Source organism: Streptomyces albus subsp. chlorinus (assembly GCF_013302895.1).
GTDB classification, from domain to species: domain Bacteria; phylum Actinomycetota; class Actinomycetes; order Streptomycetales; family Streptomycetaceae; genus Streptomyces; species Streptomyces chlorinus.
In genome coordinates this window covers 5,804,580-5,821,124 of sequence record NZ_VJOK01000001.1, presented here as the reverse complement: position 1 = coordinate 5,821,124, position 16,545 = coordinate 5,804,580, and the positions used below count along the sequence as shown (strand labels likewise).

Below are 16,545 nucleotides of genomic sequence, written 5' to 3'. Positions count from 1 at the left end.
GGGGGTCCTGCCGCCGCCGTCCGCCGCCGCGCCGTTCGCCGCCGCGGCGTGCGGCACCCGGCCCTGTGCCGCCGGGCCGTCCGTCGGCGGGCCGGTCCTGGGGACGCGGGCGCGGTCCGGGCCGGTGCGTCCCTCGGCCGGCCGGGCGGCCGCTGTAAGCGGGGCCGGGGTCCATGGCGGGGCCGCCGGCGGGTGGTGCGGCGAGGGGCGTGTGGGCTGCCGCCGTACCGGAGACGAGGCGGGGGCGGGCGTCGCTGCCCTCGTAGTGCTCGGTCCCGTCCACCGGGCGTCCGGCCCCGTCCACCTGACCGCGGTGGAACAGCTCGATCTCCCAGGTGGCGCTCTCGGGGCCGATCCCGGGCCGCAGTCCGCGCTGGAGCGTCCGCCCGTCGGGCCGGTGCCGGGACCAGGCGAGGGTCATCCGGACGCCGAAGGCGTGGGCCAGCAGGTGGGGGAAGGTGTCACCGACAGCGGTGTTCCAGCGGTTGCCCCAGTCCAGGACCGCGGACCGCAGACCCGCCAGTTCGGCGGGGGTCAGCGGGGTGTTCCTGAGGACCAGGTCACGCAGTTCGCCCACCAGTTCCCGGGCGCCGGGGAACCGGCTCCGGTCGGGTACGGGGACGGGGACGCCGAGCCCGGTCAGCCGGGTGACCAGCTCCACCTCGTCCATCGCCGCCACGTCCGTGGCCGGCCCTTCGGGCACGGCACCGCGGTACTGGCGGACGATGTCGGCGGGCAGCCGTCCCTGGCTCCGCGTCAGGTAGTTGGCGAGGAACTGCCGTATGGCGTCCAGGACATGGCGGTCGGTCGGGCCGGGAGCGCCACCCCTCGCCAACTCGGTGCGCACCGCGCCGGGTTCGGACAGCCAGGCGTGCGCGTCCCGGTCGGCGGCGGACCGGCCGGGGCCGGAGAGGGCGGGCAGGCGGTCCCTCACCAGCAGCGGATCGCTCGCCAGGAACGCGTGCAGCATGCAATTGCCGTCCGCGGCCACCGGCAGCGGCCGGCCCCGGGCCCAGCCCGGGGTGCTGCTCACGGGCGCGGTCATGACCGGCGCCGTGGCCGGTTCCTCCGACCGTGCCGGACGGGCGTCCGGCACGGTCCCGGCACCGGGGGCGGCCGGATCGGACGCAGGACTCGTCGCGATGGCCGCCTCCGCGACGACAGCCGCGTCGGAGCCGGCGGCCGCCGCGGGCGAGGCGGCGCCGACGGGCGACTCGGTGTCGCTGTCCGACTCGGTGTCGGAGCCGGGGCCCGGTACCGCGTCGAAGACGGAACCGAGGTCGGTGTCGGTGTCGGTGCCGGCGGCCGTGTCGGCCTTGGTGCCGGTGGCCGTGTCGGCGTCCGTGTCGGTGTGGGCGTCGGCGTCGGCCCGGAAGGCGGTGGGGGCGGCGAGGTCGGTGCCGGAGTCGCTCGCGGGGGCGGACTCACTCGCGGAGCGGGAGGCCGGGCCGGCTGTCGTGGGTTCCGGAGCTGGAGCCGGGGTCGGGGCCGGGCGCGTGGGTGCCCCGGCCGGGGTGGTGAGTTCGATCGTGGTCCGCCGCGACGCCTCCGGGTCCGCGGCGCCGGTCTCAGGCCCCGCGCCCTGACCCCGGGCCGTGAAGGCGAGGTGAGCGGCGGTGAGCCGGTCCGCCTCCGGGACGTTCCGCTGGAGGCGGGCGAGCGCCGCGTCCAGGGAGTCCGTGAACCAGGCGAGGACCGTCTCGGCCCGCTCCTGGCCCAGCTGTTGCGCCTGGTCCCGCGTTCCCTCGCCGAATCCGGTGACCTGACCGCCCGGCAGCGGACGGCCCGCCCGCCAGTCCGCGAGCAGGGACGGCGCCAGCTCGTCCGCCAGGTCCTCCAGGTCCGCCACGTCGTCCTCGGACACCCGCGTCGAGCCGGGCTCGAACACCACGGTGGAGAGCCGCCGCGCGGACGGCGGCGGCGCGGGGCGGGAGCCGGCGGAGTGCGGGACGGGGGGCCGCACCGGCATGGGGGCCGGGTCCGGGTTCTGCGGGTCGACGGGGTCGATGGGGTACTGCCGCGTGGTGCACCAGATCCGCCGGCCGAGGTGCTGGGCCAGGGTCTCCATCAGGGCGGTCATCTGCGGGAAGGCGAGAGAGGGGATGTCCAGCAGGACCGGTGTCGTCAGCGGCTCGCCGTACAGCTCCTCGTCAAGGGCCAGCAGTTCGGCGAACTCCTGGTGCGACAGGCTCCTGGCGCGGGAGTTGACGGTGACGACCACCCGGTCCGCGGCCTGGGGGTCCTCCGCGGCCTCCACCAGGTATGGCGCGGGCTTGTCGTCGCCGTACTGGTCCTTCCCCGTCCAGGGGGCGTCCACCGGCCCGGAAGCGGTGTCGATCTTGGACACGTCGCGGAGGATGCCGTTCGAGGTGCCGCGGAAATCGCGCCCGGAGACCTTGTGCGGGGTGGCCGGGGCGCTCAGGGCGGTGTCGTCCGAGAGGGCGCCGTCCCTCACCAGGTAGTAGGGGAACAGGACGTTGGGATCGGTGCCGTCGAGCCCGATGGCGACGGCCCGCATGATCAGGTCCTTGGTCCCGTTCAACTGCGCGGGCGTGGGCTCGGTTCCGGGAGCGAGGGAGAGCATGCGGGCGGTGATCCCGGCGAGGGCCGGGTCGCTGAACGCCCCCTCCGCCTTGGCCCGCGCCCAGAACATCCGCGACAGCTCGTGGCCGCCCACCGCACCGGGGCCCGACAGGTCCAAGACCCTGGCGGCCGTGCCGGCGACGTCCTCGAAGCTGAACCAGTCCAGCGCACGATCGAGGGAGTCGGGCAGCGTCACGAAGTGGCGCAGCTTCGTCTTGGGGTGGGCCATCGCTGCCCGTGTGAGCACGGAGCGGTAGTCGCCCTGTCGCGCGACCGTGCCCGGCGGGAGGTTCGCCGCCACCACCTGGTCGAGGAAGTCCAGGGTGAACGGCCCCACGCTCCCCCACTCCGGGTCATCCTGCGCCATCCGGTCCAGCGCGGCGGCCCCGCGCAGCAGTTCGGCGTACGCCGGGTCCTGGTCCACCCGGACGTCGTCGTCGATCTCGTTGCCGAGCGTCAGCCGCAGCGCCCGCACCAGCCGGAGCGTCCGCTCCAGCACGGCGTCGGACGGCTCGCCCGGCCCGGTGTGGAACCCGGCCACGCGCGCCCGGCGCGCCAGTTCGGCGGCGTCCGGCTCGGGGAAGAACTGCGTGTACGCCCCCCTTCGCCCCCGGTGGTCGGTGTAGAGAGGGCGGATGTACTCGCCATCGTCGTAGATGCCCATCGCGTCCACGTGGACGGTGCAGTTCACCCTCCGGCGGGTCTCGTTCGCCATGTGCTGCCCCACGGGGACCTGCGCGAGCGGGTCGGGCACGAAGGATCCGGAGAAGGACTCGCTGTCCGGGGCCGGCACCTGCACGCCGCGGTGCCTGGGCGAGCCGACCCAGCAGATGACCAGCTCGATCCAGTCGTCCTTGCCGAGTTCCCGCACGCTTCTGCGGTGCGCGACGTAGCGTGCCGCCTCCCGGTCAGGGGCGAGGTATTCGAAGCCGTCCTCCAAGGGGAAGGCGACGTAGCCGGGCTCGCCGTGCGCCTCGAAGAAGTAGCGGTTCACTCCCGGCTTGCCCGGCCTGGGCAGGGGGAGCTTCGCCGAGACCCACCTTCGCGTGGCGATGTTGTAGTGCGCGTAGTGCGTCATCGAGCCGAGCCTGCGCTGAACGGGCTCGTGGTCGTTCTCGGCGTTCTCCTCCGGGCGCATCGCGACACGGCCGAACCGCTGCCCTGTCAGGCCCACCAGCGTCCGGTTGACGACTTTGCGCCACCAACTCGGGGTATCGGCCGTCCGGTCGGGGGCCATGCCGGGGCGGCTGGCGATCCAGTCGCCCTCGATCGTCCTCCCGGGCTCGTGGAACGTGCCGATGCTGTAGATCCCCGGGCTCGTCTCCGCGATGGTGACGAATCCACTGTGCGACCACACCGTGCGGCCGGTCCGCTCGGCCAGCAGCCGCGGCAGATCCAGCCCCCGGTCCCCCGCGTGCGGAATGGCCAGCACGATCGGCGCGTCGGCAGGAAGCCTCGCCAGGTCGGGGTCGCGCGCCACCAGTTCCACGAACTCGTCGACAGGCACGTCCCGGGACGTGCCGTCCGGCCACGCCACCCGCACCATGTCGTGGCGGCCGGAGGCCACCACGACGTACGGGGGCGGGCCGCCCCGCCACGGAGCGTCGGTCCGGCCGGCCGAGGTGAACTGCCCGTTCGGGAGCCGGCGCAGGCTGCTCACCCGGTCGGTTTCCAGCGTGACGACCTTTTCCGAGCCCCAGTTGAGCCCCGGAAAACGGCGACCGCCCCGGGTGAAGTACCGGTCGCGCTTGTGGGAGAGCACCCCCTTGACCATGGCGTGGTAAGCACCCAGCGCGCCCAGGCTGTCGGCCCAGCCGTTGGCGTAGGCGTCGGTGAGCAGCAGGTAGAGCCGTTCGCGTTCATCCGCGTCCACCGGCGCGGCCGGGCCTCGGTGCAGGATACGGCGGACCAGCGCGTCCAGATCCAGCGGTCCGTCCCGCAGTTCGGGGTCGGCCTTGCGCAACCGGTCCAGCATGCTGAGCGGCTGGAGGACATCGATCGTCGCCGCGTTCGTATCCGTCACGTCGCGCCGGCCGCGGCTGCGGAGGACGACGGGGAAGTCGCCGGCCACCATCCGCCGTGTCCCGGCGGGGACATCTGCCTGGAGCCGGGCCAGCTCGGTGTCCAGGGTGTTCAGGAACACGTCGTGGATGTCCTCGGCGCGCTCCCGGCCGTCCTTGCGGGCCGACTCCCCGTGGCCGGTGATGACCACCATGTCCATCGCCGTCCTCTGGCGGTGGTTGCGCAGACCGTCCCGGGCCACCCGGCGGGCCAGCCGCACCACCGACTCCCGGGCGTCCCGCGACAGTTGGGTGGACCCCGGTGCGAAAGAGACCGTCAGCCGCGACGGGGAAGAGCCGGAGCCGTCCGGCTGCTGGGCGACCGGCACGGTGTGGATCGGCAGCGTGACCTGGCCGCCCACCCCGGGCATCGGCTGCCCGGAGGAGGAATGGGCCACCGGCTGACGCACGCGGCCGGGCCGGGTGCCGGGCCGCGTGCCGTGCAGCGTGGGGGCGCCGCACCGGCCGGGGTGGCGGTGGCGGGCGCTCGGGCCGGGCGGCGCCGGAGGTGCCGGAGGTGGGTGTGGCGGGGCGGGCGGGGGTGAGCGGAGGGTCGGCCGGAAGGTCGCTGGAGGTGGTGACGGCTCTGGCCGGCGGGAGGAGGGGGTCCGGGGCAGGGGCCGGGGACCGCGGCGCGGTGGCCGTCGTGGCGCGGACGGGGGCGACGGGCGTGACGGGTGCGACGGGGCCGAGTCCGAGAGAGGTACGGAGCGTGGTGGCGAGCGAGAGGCCCGAGGACGCGTCCGGGCCGTTCGCCAGCAGGTGGTCGGCGACCTGACGGACGGCGTCCCGGTAGGGGGCCTCGGTGTGGCGGGAGTCGGCCAGCACGGGGGCCGACGTCGGCGGCAGGACGAGGGCGACGGCCGTGTCCCAGGCCCGGTCCACCTCGGCCGGGGTGGGCTGCGACGCGGCGGGCTGCGGCACGGTGGGCTGTGCTGCCGCGGTCCGGGGTGCGGCGGTGTCCGCCGTGGTCTGCTGCGACGCCGTCGCCGGGCGCGGAGCGCCGTGCAGCGCCGCGTTCTTGAAGTCCGCGTACGCCCCGTCCCATATGCGCAGCGACGCGTTGGCCGCGACGGCCTCCAGCACCGCCGGCCAGGGACCGGGCCGCGCCATCAGCAGGCGTGCCTGGTCGGCCGGGCCGAGCGCGGCGACGGGTAGGTCGCCGTCGTCACGCGCCGCCGGGTGCCGCACCACGTCCGGGGTGATGCCCGCCGCGCTCAGCTCCGCCGGGGGGACGACGGCGTCCGGGCCGTGCAGTGCCGCCAGGTCCTCCGCGAGGGCGTCCGGCAGGTCCTCTGCGGTGAGCTGCCGGGCGATCCACGCGCGCTGGGCGCCGTCCCGGTCGATCGGGGCCGGGGGGTGGCCGGGGTCGTGCGGGCCCGTGGCGTGCGGGGGAAGACCGAGGTCGCGCAACCTGGCCGCCGCGTCGAGCAGTTCGCCGTGCGCCTGCTGGGCCCGGGCCCTGGCCTCGTCGAACGCGGCTCCGGAGTCGGCCCCGTCCGCCAGTTCGTCGGCGGCGCGGGTGGCGTCGGCGTACGTGGAGAGGGCGTCCTCGTACGTGGCGCGGGCCTGCGCGACCTCGGCCTGGCGCTGGGTGCCGGGGGTGTCGGCCCCGGGGGTGTGCGGGGCGGTGGGCGCCGACGGGGTGCCGGCCGGTGTGCCGTTCTGCTCCGGAGTGCCGTTCCGGTGCGGGGTGCCGCCGGACCGCTCGGTGCCGGTGGGTTCCGCGTCCTGCTGCGAGACGGTCGGCGTGGAGTGGGGGATCCCGGAACCGCCAGGGGCGTTGAGACCGCCCGGGGCGTTCGGCCCGCCGGGGGCGTTGAGGCCACCGAGGGTGTTGACAGCACCGGGGTCGAGCAGGGAGCCCGGGATCTTCAGGGTGTCCGGCGCGGTGTCCGAGGCCGGCGGGGTCACGCTCTTCGACGTCGGCGGAAGGCCGTCGGCCGCGGTGTCCGGCAGGGTGAGGTCCGTGGCGTTCAGGGCTGTCGCGTCGTTCAGCGTCGACGGCGAGCCCCTGTACTCCGTGGTCCTGAGGGCGTCCGGGAACTTGAACGTGTCCGGCGACTTGAGGTTGCTGCCCCCGATGCCGGACAGGGGCGTGGTGCTCGGCAGCGCCGGCGAGGGCGACACATCGGACGAGGACGAGACATCGGACGAGGACGACACCACGGAGGGGCCGGAGAAGACAGAGCCGGTGTTCGAAAGCGATTCGGTCTCCGAGGTGACGGGAGTGTCGGAGGCGTCCGCCGGGCGGGACGAGGTGTCCGAGACGCCCGAACCGTCCGAGTAGTAGCCGCTGTCGGTCGTCGTGGCGGCGGGTCCGCTGCTGGTGACGGGAGTGGGAGGCGGCGGCGAGGACGGCGGGGTGGGGACGGGCGGGGGCGCCACGGGCGAGTTGCCCACCGTCGGGGGCGGCGTGGCAGGGGCCGGCGGGGGCGTGGGCTGCGTCGTCCCGGGACCCGGGGTGGTCCCGGACCGGTTGCCGTGCTCGCTGCTGAGCCGGTCCAGGAAGATCCGGGTGCTGTTCTGCTGGAACTTGGTGAAGAGGTTGCCGTCCGGGAAGAGCTTGGAGTGCAAGCTGTGGTACAGCTGTTCCAACGGCTTCGCCATGAAGATCTCGGACACTCCGCTGAGGCCGGAGCCGAGAACGGACATCCAGTCCCACTTCTGGAGCACGATCGCGACGGCGAAGTTCTCACCGAAGGCTTCGGCCGCGAAGGCGGTGGGAATGTCGAACGCCGCGTTGTTGGCGTTCTTCCTGGTGAACGGGTTGTTGAAGCGGATGTCGAACTTGCCGAACAGGTCCTTGCCGAAATTGTTCTTGAAGATGTTCGACAGCGAGTTCTTGAGGTTGAACCCCCACTTCCCGAAGTGGCTGATGAAGAATCCGGCCAGCCCGCCGACACCCGCCGAGATGCCGACTTCCGTCCAGTTGACCTTGTCGGCCTTCTGTGCCGGCGGATTGATGGTCATCGTCAGAAGCTGGGCGGCCAGGTTCTGAATGGCTTCCTCGAACGCCTCGGACAGCGACGGGAACGCCTGGACGTACCGCAGGAGCCGGTCGATCGCGAACATGATCGCCAGCCTGGCCCGCATGCGGGCCAGGATCATCTCCGAGACGGAGGCACCGCCGGTGAACGCGGCGATCGCCTCCAGGAGCGCCAGCTCCAGGATCAGCCAGAAGACCTCCATGATGATCTCGAAGTGGGCCTGCTGGATCTGGAGGGAGGCTTTGCCCCGGTCGTCGGTGAACCTCTCCAGCTGGCCGATGAACTGCTGGAGGACGTCGGTCCCGTTGCGGTTCACCACCCGGGACAGGGCCTGTTCATAGGCGTCGGCGACGTTGGGCGGGAGGTACTGCTTACCGCGCTGGATCGAGTCGAGCATCTCCAGGCGGAGATCCTGGATTCCCGCGGCGAGGTCCGTGTACGAGGATCGACTATCCCACGCCAGACCGGCCTTCGCCTGAAGCGGCTTCTCGCCGATCAGGACGAAGAGCATGTCGCTGACTTCTTTGGGATACTCGATGTCGAACATTCAGCGCTTCCCGTGGTCCCCGCTGGTGTAGTCACCGGCGTTCGACTGGGCGTCGTGAATCTTCTCCTGGACGTCCTGATGGACGCCTTCGATGCTGCCCAGGCTCTGCCGCACCGCCGACTGCAACCCCGTCAGGAACTCCGAGAGGGAGTCGACCACCGCACGGCAGCTTTCGATCTGCTGCTTGTCCTGGTCCTCGGTCTGCTTGTAGAAATCGTCGTCCGTGCCGTTCCAGTTGCTGGTGGCCTGCACCGTGCGCTCGAACTTGACGCGCATCTGCTTCGGCGCGCCCGCCAGCCCTTCGAGCTGCTGGAGTGTCTTCCGCAGGCCGACAGGATCCGCCTCGTAGGTGTTGTGGTAACCGCTCACTGCCCCTCCCCTTCTTTTCTCAGCCGATGTGCTCGTCTTCTTCGCTCAGCCGATGTGCTCGTCGTCCTCGTCGATCTCGTCTCGCAGCCGGTTCCGGGTCCACCGGCCGGAGCCGGCCTGGCCGCCGCTCAGCGCCGATCCGAAGATGCGGTCCCAGTCGACGTCCAGCCCCCGGCGGACCGATCCCTCGGGGCCGGGCTGGGTGAAGGGCGCGAAGGTGTCCCTCACCCGCCGCGCCATCTGCGCCCGCCCCTGCTGGACCGCTTCCATGACCGAGGCGGCCAGCTGGGGGCCCGTCATGTTCTGGTGCTTGTTGTCGACGAACTTCAGCCCCGTCAGCTCGCCCTGCGCCCCGACGGTGGCCTCCACCACGCGGTCCTTGGAACGCACCGTCGCGGACGCCTGGCTGAGGTCCGCCTGCGCCCGCGCGACGGCCGCCTGCGTGGCCTCCAGCTCCGCCATGGCCTGGGTGATGCGCTCCTGCAACGACTCGGACAACAGAACTCCTGTTCAGGGAAAGTGAGGTCAGTGCGCCCGCGCAACGAGACGCCGGCCGTGTCGGGCCGAGCGCGACGGGCGCCGAACGACGGCTGTCACCAGGGCGGTTCAACCAGAAACAACGGTTCTCACCAAGGCGGTTCGACCAGTGGACTAGCGACCGATCACCGCCGGCGCACCTCCCTCGTCCGTGCCCCAGACGTCGTCGTCCTCCGGTTCCCAGACCTCGCGCTCGCGCTCGCTGCTCTCGGTCTCCGTCTGTCCCGACCCGCCGGCGCCGCCGGCCATCGGCGGCAGGAACGGACTGGCACCACTGGTGGTGACGGCCTGCCGCTCCTCGTATACGCCCTTGCCGCGCGGTGCGGCGCCGGGGCGGCGGTTGCTGACCACCTCGCCGGTGTCGATGACGTTGCGGACGCGCTCGGAGGGACCGTCGTTGCCCTTGCCCCCCGCACCGCCCATTCCACCCATTCCGCCCATGGGCATGCCCCCCATCGGCATCCCGCCCATGCCCGCGCCGCCCGCACCCATGCCCGGCATGGGGCCGCTGTTGAGCGGCGTCCCGCGGCTCGCCGCGCCGTCGGTTCCGCCGGCCGCGCCGCCCAGCGTCGGCTCCCGGTAGGGCGAGTCGTCGTACAGCTCCTCCTCGTAGGAGGGGTCGCCGTAGTCGTAGGAGGGGGTGTTCAGGGGGCCGGAGTGGCCGCCGTTCAGCTGGGAGCCCGGGTGGCCCGGGGCGGCGCTGCCCGGGTCGTTGAGGTAGCCGGTGGTCGTCGTGCCGTCCGGGCTGGTGATCGAGGTGGCACCGGTGTCCGGGTCCACCCGCGAGATGCTGCCGTCGGGGTACTCGGTGACGACCTGGCCCTGCGGGTCCAGGTGCGTCGTGCCGCCGCCGGGGACGGGCAGCGAGTCGCCCGCGTTGAGCGGGCCGGAGTACGTGCTGCCGTCCGGCCTGGTGATGGTCGCCATCTGGGTGTGGGGGTCCACCACGGTTCTGCTGCCGTCCGGGTGCTCCGTCACGACCCGGCCGTGTGAGTCCAGGTGGGACGTGCTGCCGTCGGGGTTGGTCAGTGAGTCGTCGCCGTTGACGGGCCCGGAGATGTCGGAGGTGAAGTCCCGTCCCAGGTCGCCGGTGTCGTCATGACTCAGATCGCCGCCGTTCAGCTGGCGACTGAGCTGCTGCTGCTTGTGCTGGTACTCCTCCTGCTTCCGCTGGGCCGCCTCCTGCTTCTTCTCCTGCTCGGCGCGGATCTCCTCCTGCCTGGCCTCCTGCTTCTGCCGGATCTCATCCTGCTTGGCCTCGGCCTGCGCCTGTCTGGCTTCGGCCTCCTTCTCCTTCTCCTCCTGCTTCTTCTCCTGCTCAGCGCGGAGTTCTTCCTGCTTCTTGCCGGCCTCTTCCTGCCTGGCCTCCTGTTCCGTGCGAATCCGGTCCTGCTTGGCCTCCTGGGCCTTGCGGATCTCCTCCTGCTTCTTCTCCTGCTCCGCCTGCCTGGCCCCGGCCTCCTTCTCCTTCTCCTCCCGCTTCTGTTCCGCCTCGGCCTGCTTGGCCTCCTGCTGCCGGCGGATCTCCTCCTGCTTGGCCTCGGCCTCGGCCTGTTTCTTGTCCTGCTCCTTCTCCCGCCGGTTCTGCTCGGTCCGCTGCTGGTTCGCCTGCTGGACCTGGAAGGCCTGGGCCTGCCTCTGCGCCGCGTCCTGCTTCTGCTGGGTCTCTTCCTGCTTCTTGTCCTGCTCCGCGCGGATCTGATCCTGCTTGGCCTCCTGGGCCTTGCGGATCTCCTCCTGTTCCTTCTCCCTCGCCTCGGTCCTGGCCTCGACCTCCTTCTCCTTCTCCTCCCGCTTGCGGTCCGCCTCGGCCTGTTTGGCCTCCGCCTCCTTCTCCTTCGCCTCCGTCCTGGCCTCCGCCTCCTTCTCCTTCTCCTCCCGCTTGCGGTCGATCTCCTCCTGCTTCGCCTCCGTCTCGGCCTTGTCCTTGGCCGCCTCGGCCTTGGCGTCCGCCTTCTCCTTGGCAGCCTCTGCCTTGGCGTCCGCCTTGTCCTTCTCGTACTTGGCGTCCGAGTCGGCCTTGTCCTTGGCGGCCTCCGCCTTGGCGTCCGCCTTGTCCTTCTCGTACTTGGCGTCCGAGTCGGCCTTGTCCTTGGCCGCCTTCGCCTCCGCGTCCTGCTTGTCCTTCTCGTACTTCGCGTCCAGGTCGGCCTTGTCCTTGGCCGCCTTCGCCTCCGCGTCCTGCTTCTCCTTCTCGGTCTTGTCCTCCGTGAAGGATTCCTTCAGCCCCTTGTCGCCCTTGGTGTTGATGGAGCCGAGGTCGAAGGTCGAGGTGCCCCACGCGGTGGCCAGGTTGCGCAGCGCTGCCTGGGCCGGGATGACCAGCTTCTCCTGGACGGACGTCTCCCAGCGCTCGATCGCCGCGTCACCCACGTTCTTCCAGGTGTCCAGGCTCGACATGTCGCCGTACGTCCTGCTGTGCGCGTCCGTGGCCTGAGAGGTGAAGCCGGCCGTCGGGGTGTAGTCCCAGTGGCCGGCCGTGCTGCCGGCCGCGGTGTAGGAGCCGGGGGTGTAGTCGGCGTCGACCTGCGTCAGGTTGTGGTACCAGGAGTGGTCGGCGATCTCGGCCAGGAGGTCGACGAGCCAGCGGAGCGGGTTGCCCTCGTAGAGGCTCCAGTAGTCCCACTTGTCCCGGAGGAATTCGGCCTCCCTCTTCAGGGCCGCGCCCGCGTTCCGGAGCGCCTCGCCCTGCTTCGAGGGGCTCTCGCCCACGGCGCCCATGTCCTCGGCGTAGTTGTCGTACCGTCGCCTGAGTTGGTGGACCAGGTCCCAGAAGACGCCGGCCGCCTGGCCGAGCCACGCGTCGTTCTGCTCCGTGCCGACGCGGGCGAGCCACTCGTCCATGGTGTTCTTGCTGTTCCAGAAGAACCTCGCCACCCGGTCGAAGGACGCCGCCACCATGTCGAAGGACTGCAGACGGACGCCCTGGCCGAGTTCGACGCCCTTGCCGCCCCAGCTGAAGCCGAGGGTCCCGTTCTTCTCCTCCAGCAGGTCGTGGAGCGCGCGCCCCGTCCCGTAGGAGTACTGGGTCAGCGGCAGAGTGTTCCAGACCGTGCCGTCTTTGCTCGGCTTGAAGTGGCCGTCCTCCAGTTCCTTGGAGTAGTTGCTCTTCCCCTCTCTGCCGACGACCTCGCCGCCCACCGGCTTGCCGCCCACGATCTTGACGCCGAGCAGGGTGAAACGCGCCTTGTAGTAGGTGACTCCCTCGTAACCGCCCGCGGTGTAGAAGGGGATGACGAAGTCGGTGTTCTGGATGTCCCAGCCCGCGTTCTCGACCATCCAGTCGTATTCGTGCCCGGTAACGGACTCGACGCTGTCCTGCTTGGTGACCTCGACCTTCATCTGCTTGATGCCATGGTTGCCGGTGATCTCGTCGAAGAGGGAACTCCTGGGCGGCGCCTCGTATCCCGTGAAGAGCTTGACAGCCTGGGCCCAATAGTCCGCGTACTCTTTCTTGTCATCGCTCTCATCGGCCATGGCGGGACTCCATCAACGGGGGGGGATCAGCTGGCAGGAACGGGCGGCGAGGCCAGGGGGGAACAGGCGGTGTGGTACCCCTTGCGCGGCGTGGGTGGATGGCGTCTAGTCGTCGTCCTTGCCCGATTCCTCGTCCGGCGACGCCGTGAGGTCGGCCTCGACGTCCTCGTCCTCGAAGATGTCGTAGAGCTTCTGGCCGTCGATGGCGTCCAGGCTCTGCCCCTGCGTGTCGAAGAGGGTTTTGATGGTCTCCGCGAGGGCGGAATCGATGTCCTCGAACAGCTCCAAGTGGCTGCTGATGATCCCGTCCAGCGTTTTCACCATGTCCACCACCGCCGAGTTCACCTTGTCCCCGTGCGTCATCGCGTCCTGCGCGAGGTTCCCGATCGCAAGCGGGACGGGTGTGCCGACGGGGAGTTCGCGGATGGGCGCGTCCTTGTTGCTGAGGGTCTTCATGGCGGGAACCGTCGGATCTCCCGGCCCGTCCTCGGCTATTTCCTTGAGGCGGTCGCGGAACCCCGCCAGGTCATGGTCCTTGAAGTTCTGGATCCACTCCTTGTTGAGCTGCGTCGGTGGCTGGTTTCCTTCGGCCATGTCCTCGCCTCTCTCCGTCACGGTCCGGATGACGACAACGGACGGCCGCCCCGCATAGTGGTGTGGAACGGCCGCCCGGGCACGCCGGGGTCAGCGGCCGGACCTGACCTCTTGCCAGGCCTGTGCCTGCTGACTTTCGTTCCGCGCGTAGAGGTCCCGGATGTGGTTCAGCGTCGCGGCGTTCGTTTCGAGCCACTTTCCCATGTTGTCCACGGCCTGGTTCCACGCATTCTGCTTCTCCTCGTAGGCGTCCTTGTCGTCACCTTCCCAGGAGTTCTTCAGAACGCTCAGCTCATCGTTCAGGCTGGTGATGATCTTCTGGATCTCACGCGTCTGGAGGCGCATGTCCTCGACCGCGTTGTCCGCGTGGGCATAGCTGACGTAGATGTATCCGTCAGTGAAGTTTTCCGACATCAGTGACCTCGTCTCGCTGGATGGCTGTCGGGAGGACGGCGTTCCGGTTCATGCATCCGACGGCGGGCCGGCGAGAGGCCGGCCCCGGACGGTCACTTTCCGGCGGTGCTGCCCATCAGGTTGTCGAAGATGGTCTGCGACTGGGAGAACGCCTCGTTGACAGCCTCGTTCGACGAACCCTGGGTCAGACCCTGGTTCCGGAGCGTCTCGTTGAGCTGGTCGATCATTTCCTGGAGGTTCCTCGAGATGATTTCCGCGTTCTCGTCCCAGGAGTCCAGCAGCCGCTGGAAAGCATTGCCGTCGCTGCCCTGGAGAGCAGAGATCATGCCGTGCTTGGTGTTCTCGACGTCCTGACGCGACCTCTGGACGCCGGAGAAGGCCATCTCCAGTGCCTGGATACCGTTCCGTGTGGCCTGTTCTTCTGCCCGCTGCATGCCCGACATGGGCCTGCCCCTTTCCGGTGGATTCTCACCGCCAGGCAGGAATTCCTGGCGCGCTTGCCCAACCGGACGCGGAGGCACCGGCATCCAGTTGGTTCATCCGAGCAAAGATAATAGGAGGACAGGAGGGCGCGAGCAATGCCTACCGGCGAGAAATGGCGCCGCAAACGCACCGCACCGTCTCTTCCATGGATTTCCGCTACCGACGAGCGGTTCGCATTCTCAATTCTTCCTCAAAAGTCGATATGCCGGTGGGTTGGACGAATTATTGATCGCGTGGGTTCTCGCTCTTCCTGCTGCCTGCGTCACACGGCGGGGTCGTCGCCTCGGAGCGGCCGGACTCCGCCGCCGAGGGGGTCAGGTCCGGCCCGGTCGGCAGCATCGACAACAGGGACGACGGGAGCCGCTGCGCCTGGCTCGCGGTGTACCCCAGCGCTTCGAGGGCGTCGGCCGTCGGCACCCGGTACTTCACGCCGTTGTCCGTCACCAGGTACACCGTGCTGCCCACGTTCGAGCCGCCCGCGCCGAGCGCGTGGACCAGTGCCCCGCCGCCCGGCGGTACCACGATCCGGTTGACCGGCACACAGGCCGGCGTCAGCCCCTCCGGAGCGGCCTGCGCGGCGCGGCCGATCGTGTCGGTGTCCGCCAGGGACACGCTCACCCGGGTGCCGTCCTCGTCCGACCGGAGCGCGACGCACGGGGACTCGCCCGTAGGCGGATCGACCGCCTTGGGCGGGCTCGCGGGCAGGTCCGTGCGGGCGTCCTCGCCCTCGGCGCCCGGCGCCAGATGGCCGGTCACCGCGTCGGCGCCCAGCGGGACGGCGTTGACCGCGCTGCCCGCGTACGCCTTCTTCTTGGTCTGCGGATCGCCCAGAAGCAGCGCGGCCACGGTGGCGTTGACCGGGGCCAGTCCCTCCTTGCGCAACACGTAGTAGCGGGGCTCGCCACCGGGCGCGGACGCGCGGAAGACCTGGCCGATCCGGGTCTTTCCCCCGCCCAGTTCCGGGCCCGGCCGTCCGCGCGACGGTACGTCGGGTGCGGCCAGATCCGGGCCGGGCGGCAGCGAGTTGAGCAGCGCGGCGGACACCGGCAGCCAGTCGCGTGAGCCGTAGCCGAGGGCCTCACGGGCCCCGCCGGCCACGTCCAGGCGCAGCCTGCTGCCCCGCCACACCAGATAAGGGGTCTTGTCGGGCCCGGTGACCAGCAGTCCCTCGGAGTCACGAAGGCCCCTGCCCGGGAGGTCCTTGCCGACGGCCAGCGCGGTGGCGGTCCTGCCGTCGCCGGAGGCCGAGCACACCTGCCACGGGTCGGTGGTCAGAACATCTCCGCCCGGCACGTCGTCGGGTGCGCCGGCGATGCCCACGGGGGCGCCGTGGGCGGTGCCGCGCAGCGAAGTGCCGCCCACGGACACGGTCTTCATGTCCGCGCCGAGGAGGAGCCGCGCCGAGGTGTGGTTGCGCACGGGGCGCAGCCGTCCGTCCAGGTAGAGGTACCGGCCGCCGGTGTCCTTGTTGACCACCAGGGTGCCCGGCGCCCGCCAGGAGTTCTTCTCCCCCGGCTTGAGCAGCCCGAAGACGAAGGACCCGGCGGCGATCAGCAGGGCGATGACGACACTGAGGGCGACTCCGCGGTTGGTCCTGCCCTGGGGGCTCTCGGGCGCGTCGGGGTCGGCACGCAGCATGCCCGAGGTGAGCCGCCCCATGACGAACATGTGCGCCTGGACCTGGTCGCGCTTGGACTGCACTGTGCCTTCCTCCGGTTCGGGCCGTCAGCCGTTCAGTCCGCGCAGGGCGCCGTAGACACCGAGCACCCACAGGGCCAGCGGCAGCAGGGCCATGGCGGTGGCGGAGTGCAGGATCTCCGCCGCCCGGCCCCAGTACGGGACCAGCCGCCGGCCGGGCACGGTCCACGAGGCGATGGCGAGGCCCGCGGTGGCGGCGAGAAGGCTCGCGGCCAGCAGCAGCCGGTTGTCCGGTGAGGAGCCCAGGGCGCCGAAGAGGACGAGCAGCAGCAGGCCGCCGGCCGCGGGCACGAAGAGGGAGAGCCGCTGCCAGACGTTGCCCAGCCCGCGCCCGTGCAGGAGCAGCAGCAGCGCGAGCACGACCGCCATGACGGCCTCGGCGAGTCCCCCGTCGTGGGTGAGCACCGCCAGGCACACCGCGCACACCGCGCCCACCGCCCCGTACAGCGAACTCATCCAGCCGTCGGCGAGCACCGCGCGGGCGGAGACCACGGAGGTGGGGTGCGGTTCGATGCCCTCTTGCAGCTGTTCGGCGTTGGTCGGCAGCGGGGGCATGCGCAACCCGGACATCCGGAAGGCCAGCGAGGGGACGAACGCTCCGAGGACGACGGCCACCAGGGCGAGGATGCCGGCCACCTGGGGCGGTCCCAGGTCGGTGACGGCCATCAGGGCACCGGCGAGGGTTCCGACGACCATGACGACGGCGAAGCAGAGGAAGAGCGCCGCGAAGGAGGCCACGGCCGCGAGGGCGACGATCGCACCGCCGGCGCCCGCGGCGCAGGCGGCCAGCAGC

The 16,545-nt window shown here is 71.1% G+C and carries 10 protein-coding genes; all 10 read right to left on the bottom strand.

Features of this window, described 5'->3' with window-relative positions; translation table 11 throughout:
- Positions 1-4,558: lonely Cys domain-containing protein (locus FM076_RS34730; protein ID WP_274598934.1), on the bottom strand; the 4,558-nt coding region annotated here is incomplete at its 3' end.
- Positions 4,443-8,180 carry a hypothetical protein gene (locus FM076_RS34165; RefSeq protein WP_243274634.1) on the bottom strand — a complete coding sequence of 1,246 codons (3,738 nt, stop codon included), beginning with the start codon at positions 8,178-8,180 and terminating at the stop codon, positions 4,443-4,445. The genes FM076_RS34730 and FM076_RS34165, both read right to left, overlap by 116 nt.
- Positions 8,181-8,549 (bottom strand): hypothetical protein, encoded by a 369-nt coding sequence (locus tag FM076_RS25380; RefSeq protein WP_173873233.1) that lies wholly within the window; start codon positions 8,547-8,549, stop codon positions 8,181-8,183.
- 45 nt (positions 8,550-8,594) lie between these two features.
- On the bottom strand, positions 8,595-9,047 hold the full coding sequence (locus tag FM076_RS25375; RefSeq protein ID WP_173873232.1) for a YbaB/EbfC family nucleoid-associated protein: 453 nt from the start codon (positions 9,045-9,047) through the stop codon (positions 8,595-8,597).
- Positions 9,048-9,200: 153 nt separating this feature from the next.
- Positions 9,201-12,563: an AAWKG family protein gene (locus tag FM076_RS34725; protein ID WP_173873231.1), complete on the bottom strand. Its 3,363-nt coding sequence runs from the start codon at positions 12,561-12,563 to the stop codon at positions 9,201-9,203.
- A gap of 105 nt (positions 12,564-12,668) precedes the next feature.
- Positions 12,669-13,157 (bottom strand): type VII secretion system-associated protein, encoded by a 489-nt coding sequence (locus tag FM076_RS25365; protein WP_173873230.1) that lies wholly within the window; start codon positions 13,155-13,157, stop codon positions 12,669-12,671.
- Between the two features lie 90 nt (positions 13,158-13,247).
- Positions 13,248-13,571, bottom strand: a complete 324-nt coding sequence (locus FM076_RS25360) for a WXG100 family type VII secretion target (protein WP_173873229.1) — start codon at positions 13,569-13,571, stop codon at positions 13,248-13,250.
- Positions 13,572-13,663: 92 nt separating this feature from the next.
- On the bottom strand, positions 13,664-14,014 hold the full coding sequence (locus FM076_RS25355) for a hypothetical protein (protein WP_173873228.1): 351 nt from the start codon (positions 14,012-14,014) through the stop codon (positions 13,664-13,666).
- A 262-nt stretch (positions 14,015-14,276) separates the two neighbouring features.
- Positions 14,277-15,755 carry a type VII secretion protein EccB gene (eccB, locus tag FM076_RS25350; protein WP_173873227.1) on the bottom strand — a complete coding sequence of 493 codons (1,479 nt, stop codon included), beginning with the start codon at positions 15,753-15,755 and terminating at the stop codon, positions 14,277-14,279.
- Between the two features lie 24 nt (positions 15,756-15,779).
- Positions 15,780-16,545 (bottom strand): type VII secretion integral membrane protein EccD (gene eccD, locus FM076_RS25345; RefSeq protein ID WP_173873226.1); only part of this gene is annotated, 766 nt, incomplete at its 5' end.

Excerpts from the sequence above, each read along its gene's own strand:
- FM076_RS34165 (WP_243274634.1), bottom strand. The coding sequence starts at position 8,180 with ATGTTCGACATCGAGTATCCCAAAGAAGTCAGCGACATGCTCTTCGTC.
- FM076_RS34725 (WP_173873231.1), bottom strand. The coding sequence starts at position 12,563 with ATGGCCGATGAGAGCGATGACAAGAAAGAGTACGCGGACTATTGGGCC.
- FM076_RS25365 (WP_173873230.1), bottom strand. The coding sequence starts at position 13,157 with ATGGCCGAAGGAAACCAGCCACCGACGCAGCTCAACAAGGAGTGGATC.
- FM076_RS25360 (WP_173873229.1), bottom strand. The coding sequence starts at position 13,571 with ATGTCGGAAAACTTCACTGACGGATACATCTACGTCAGCTATGCCCAC.
- FM076_RS25355 (WP_173873228.1), bottom strand. The coding sequence starts at position 14,014 with ATGTCGGGCATGCAGCGGGCAGAAGAACAGGCCACACGGAACGGTATC.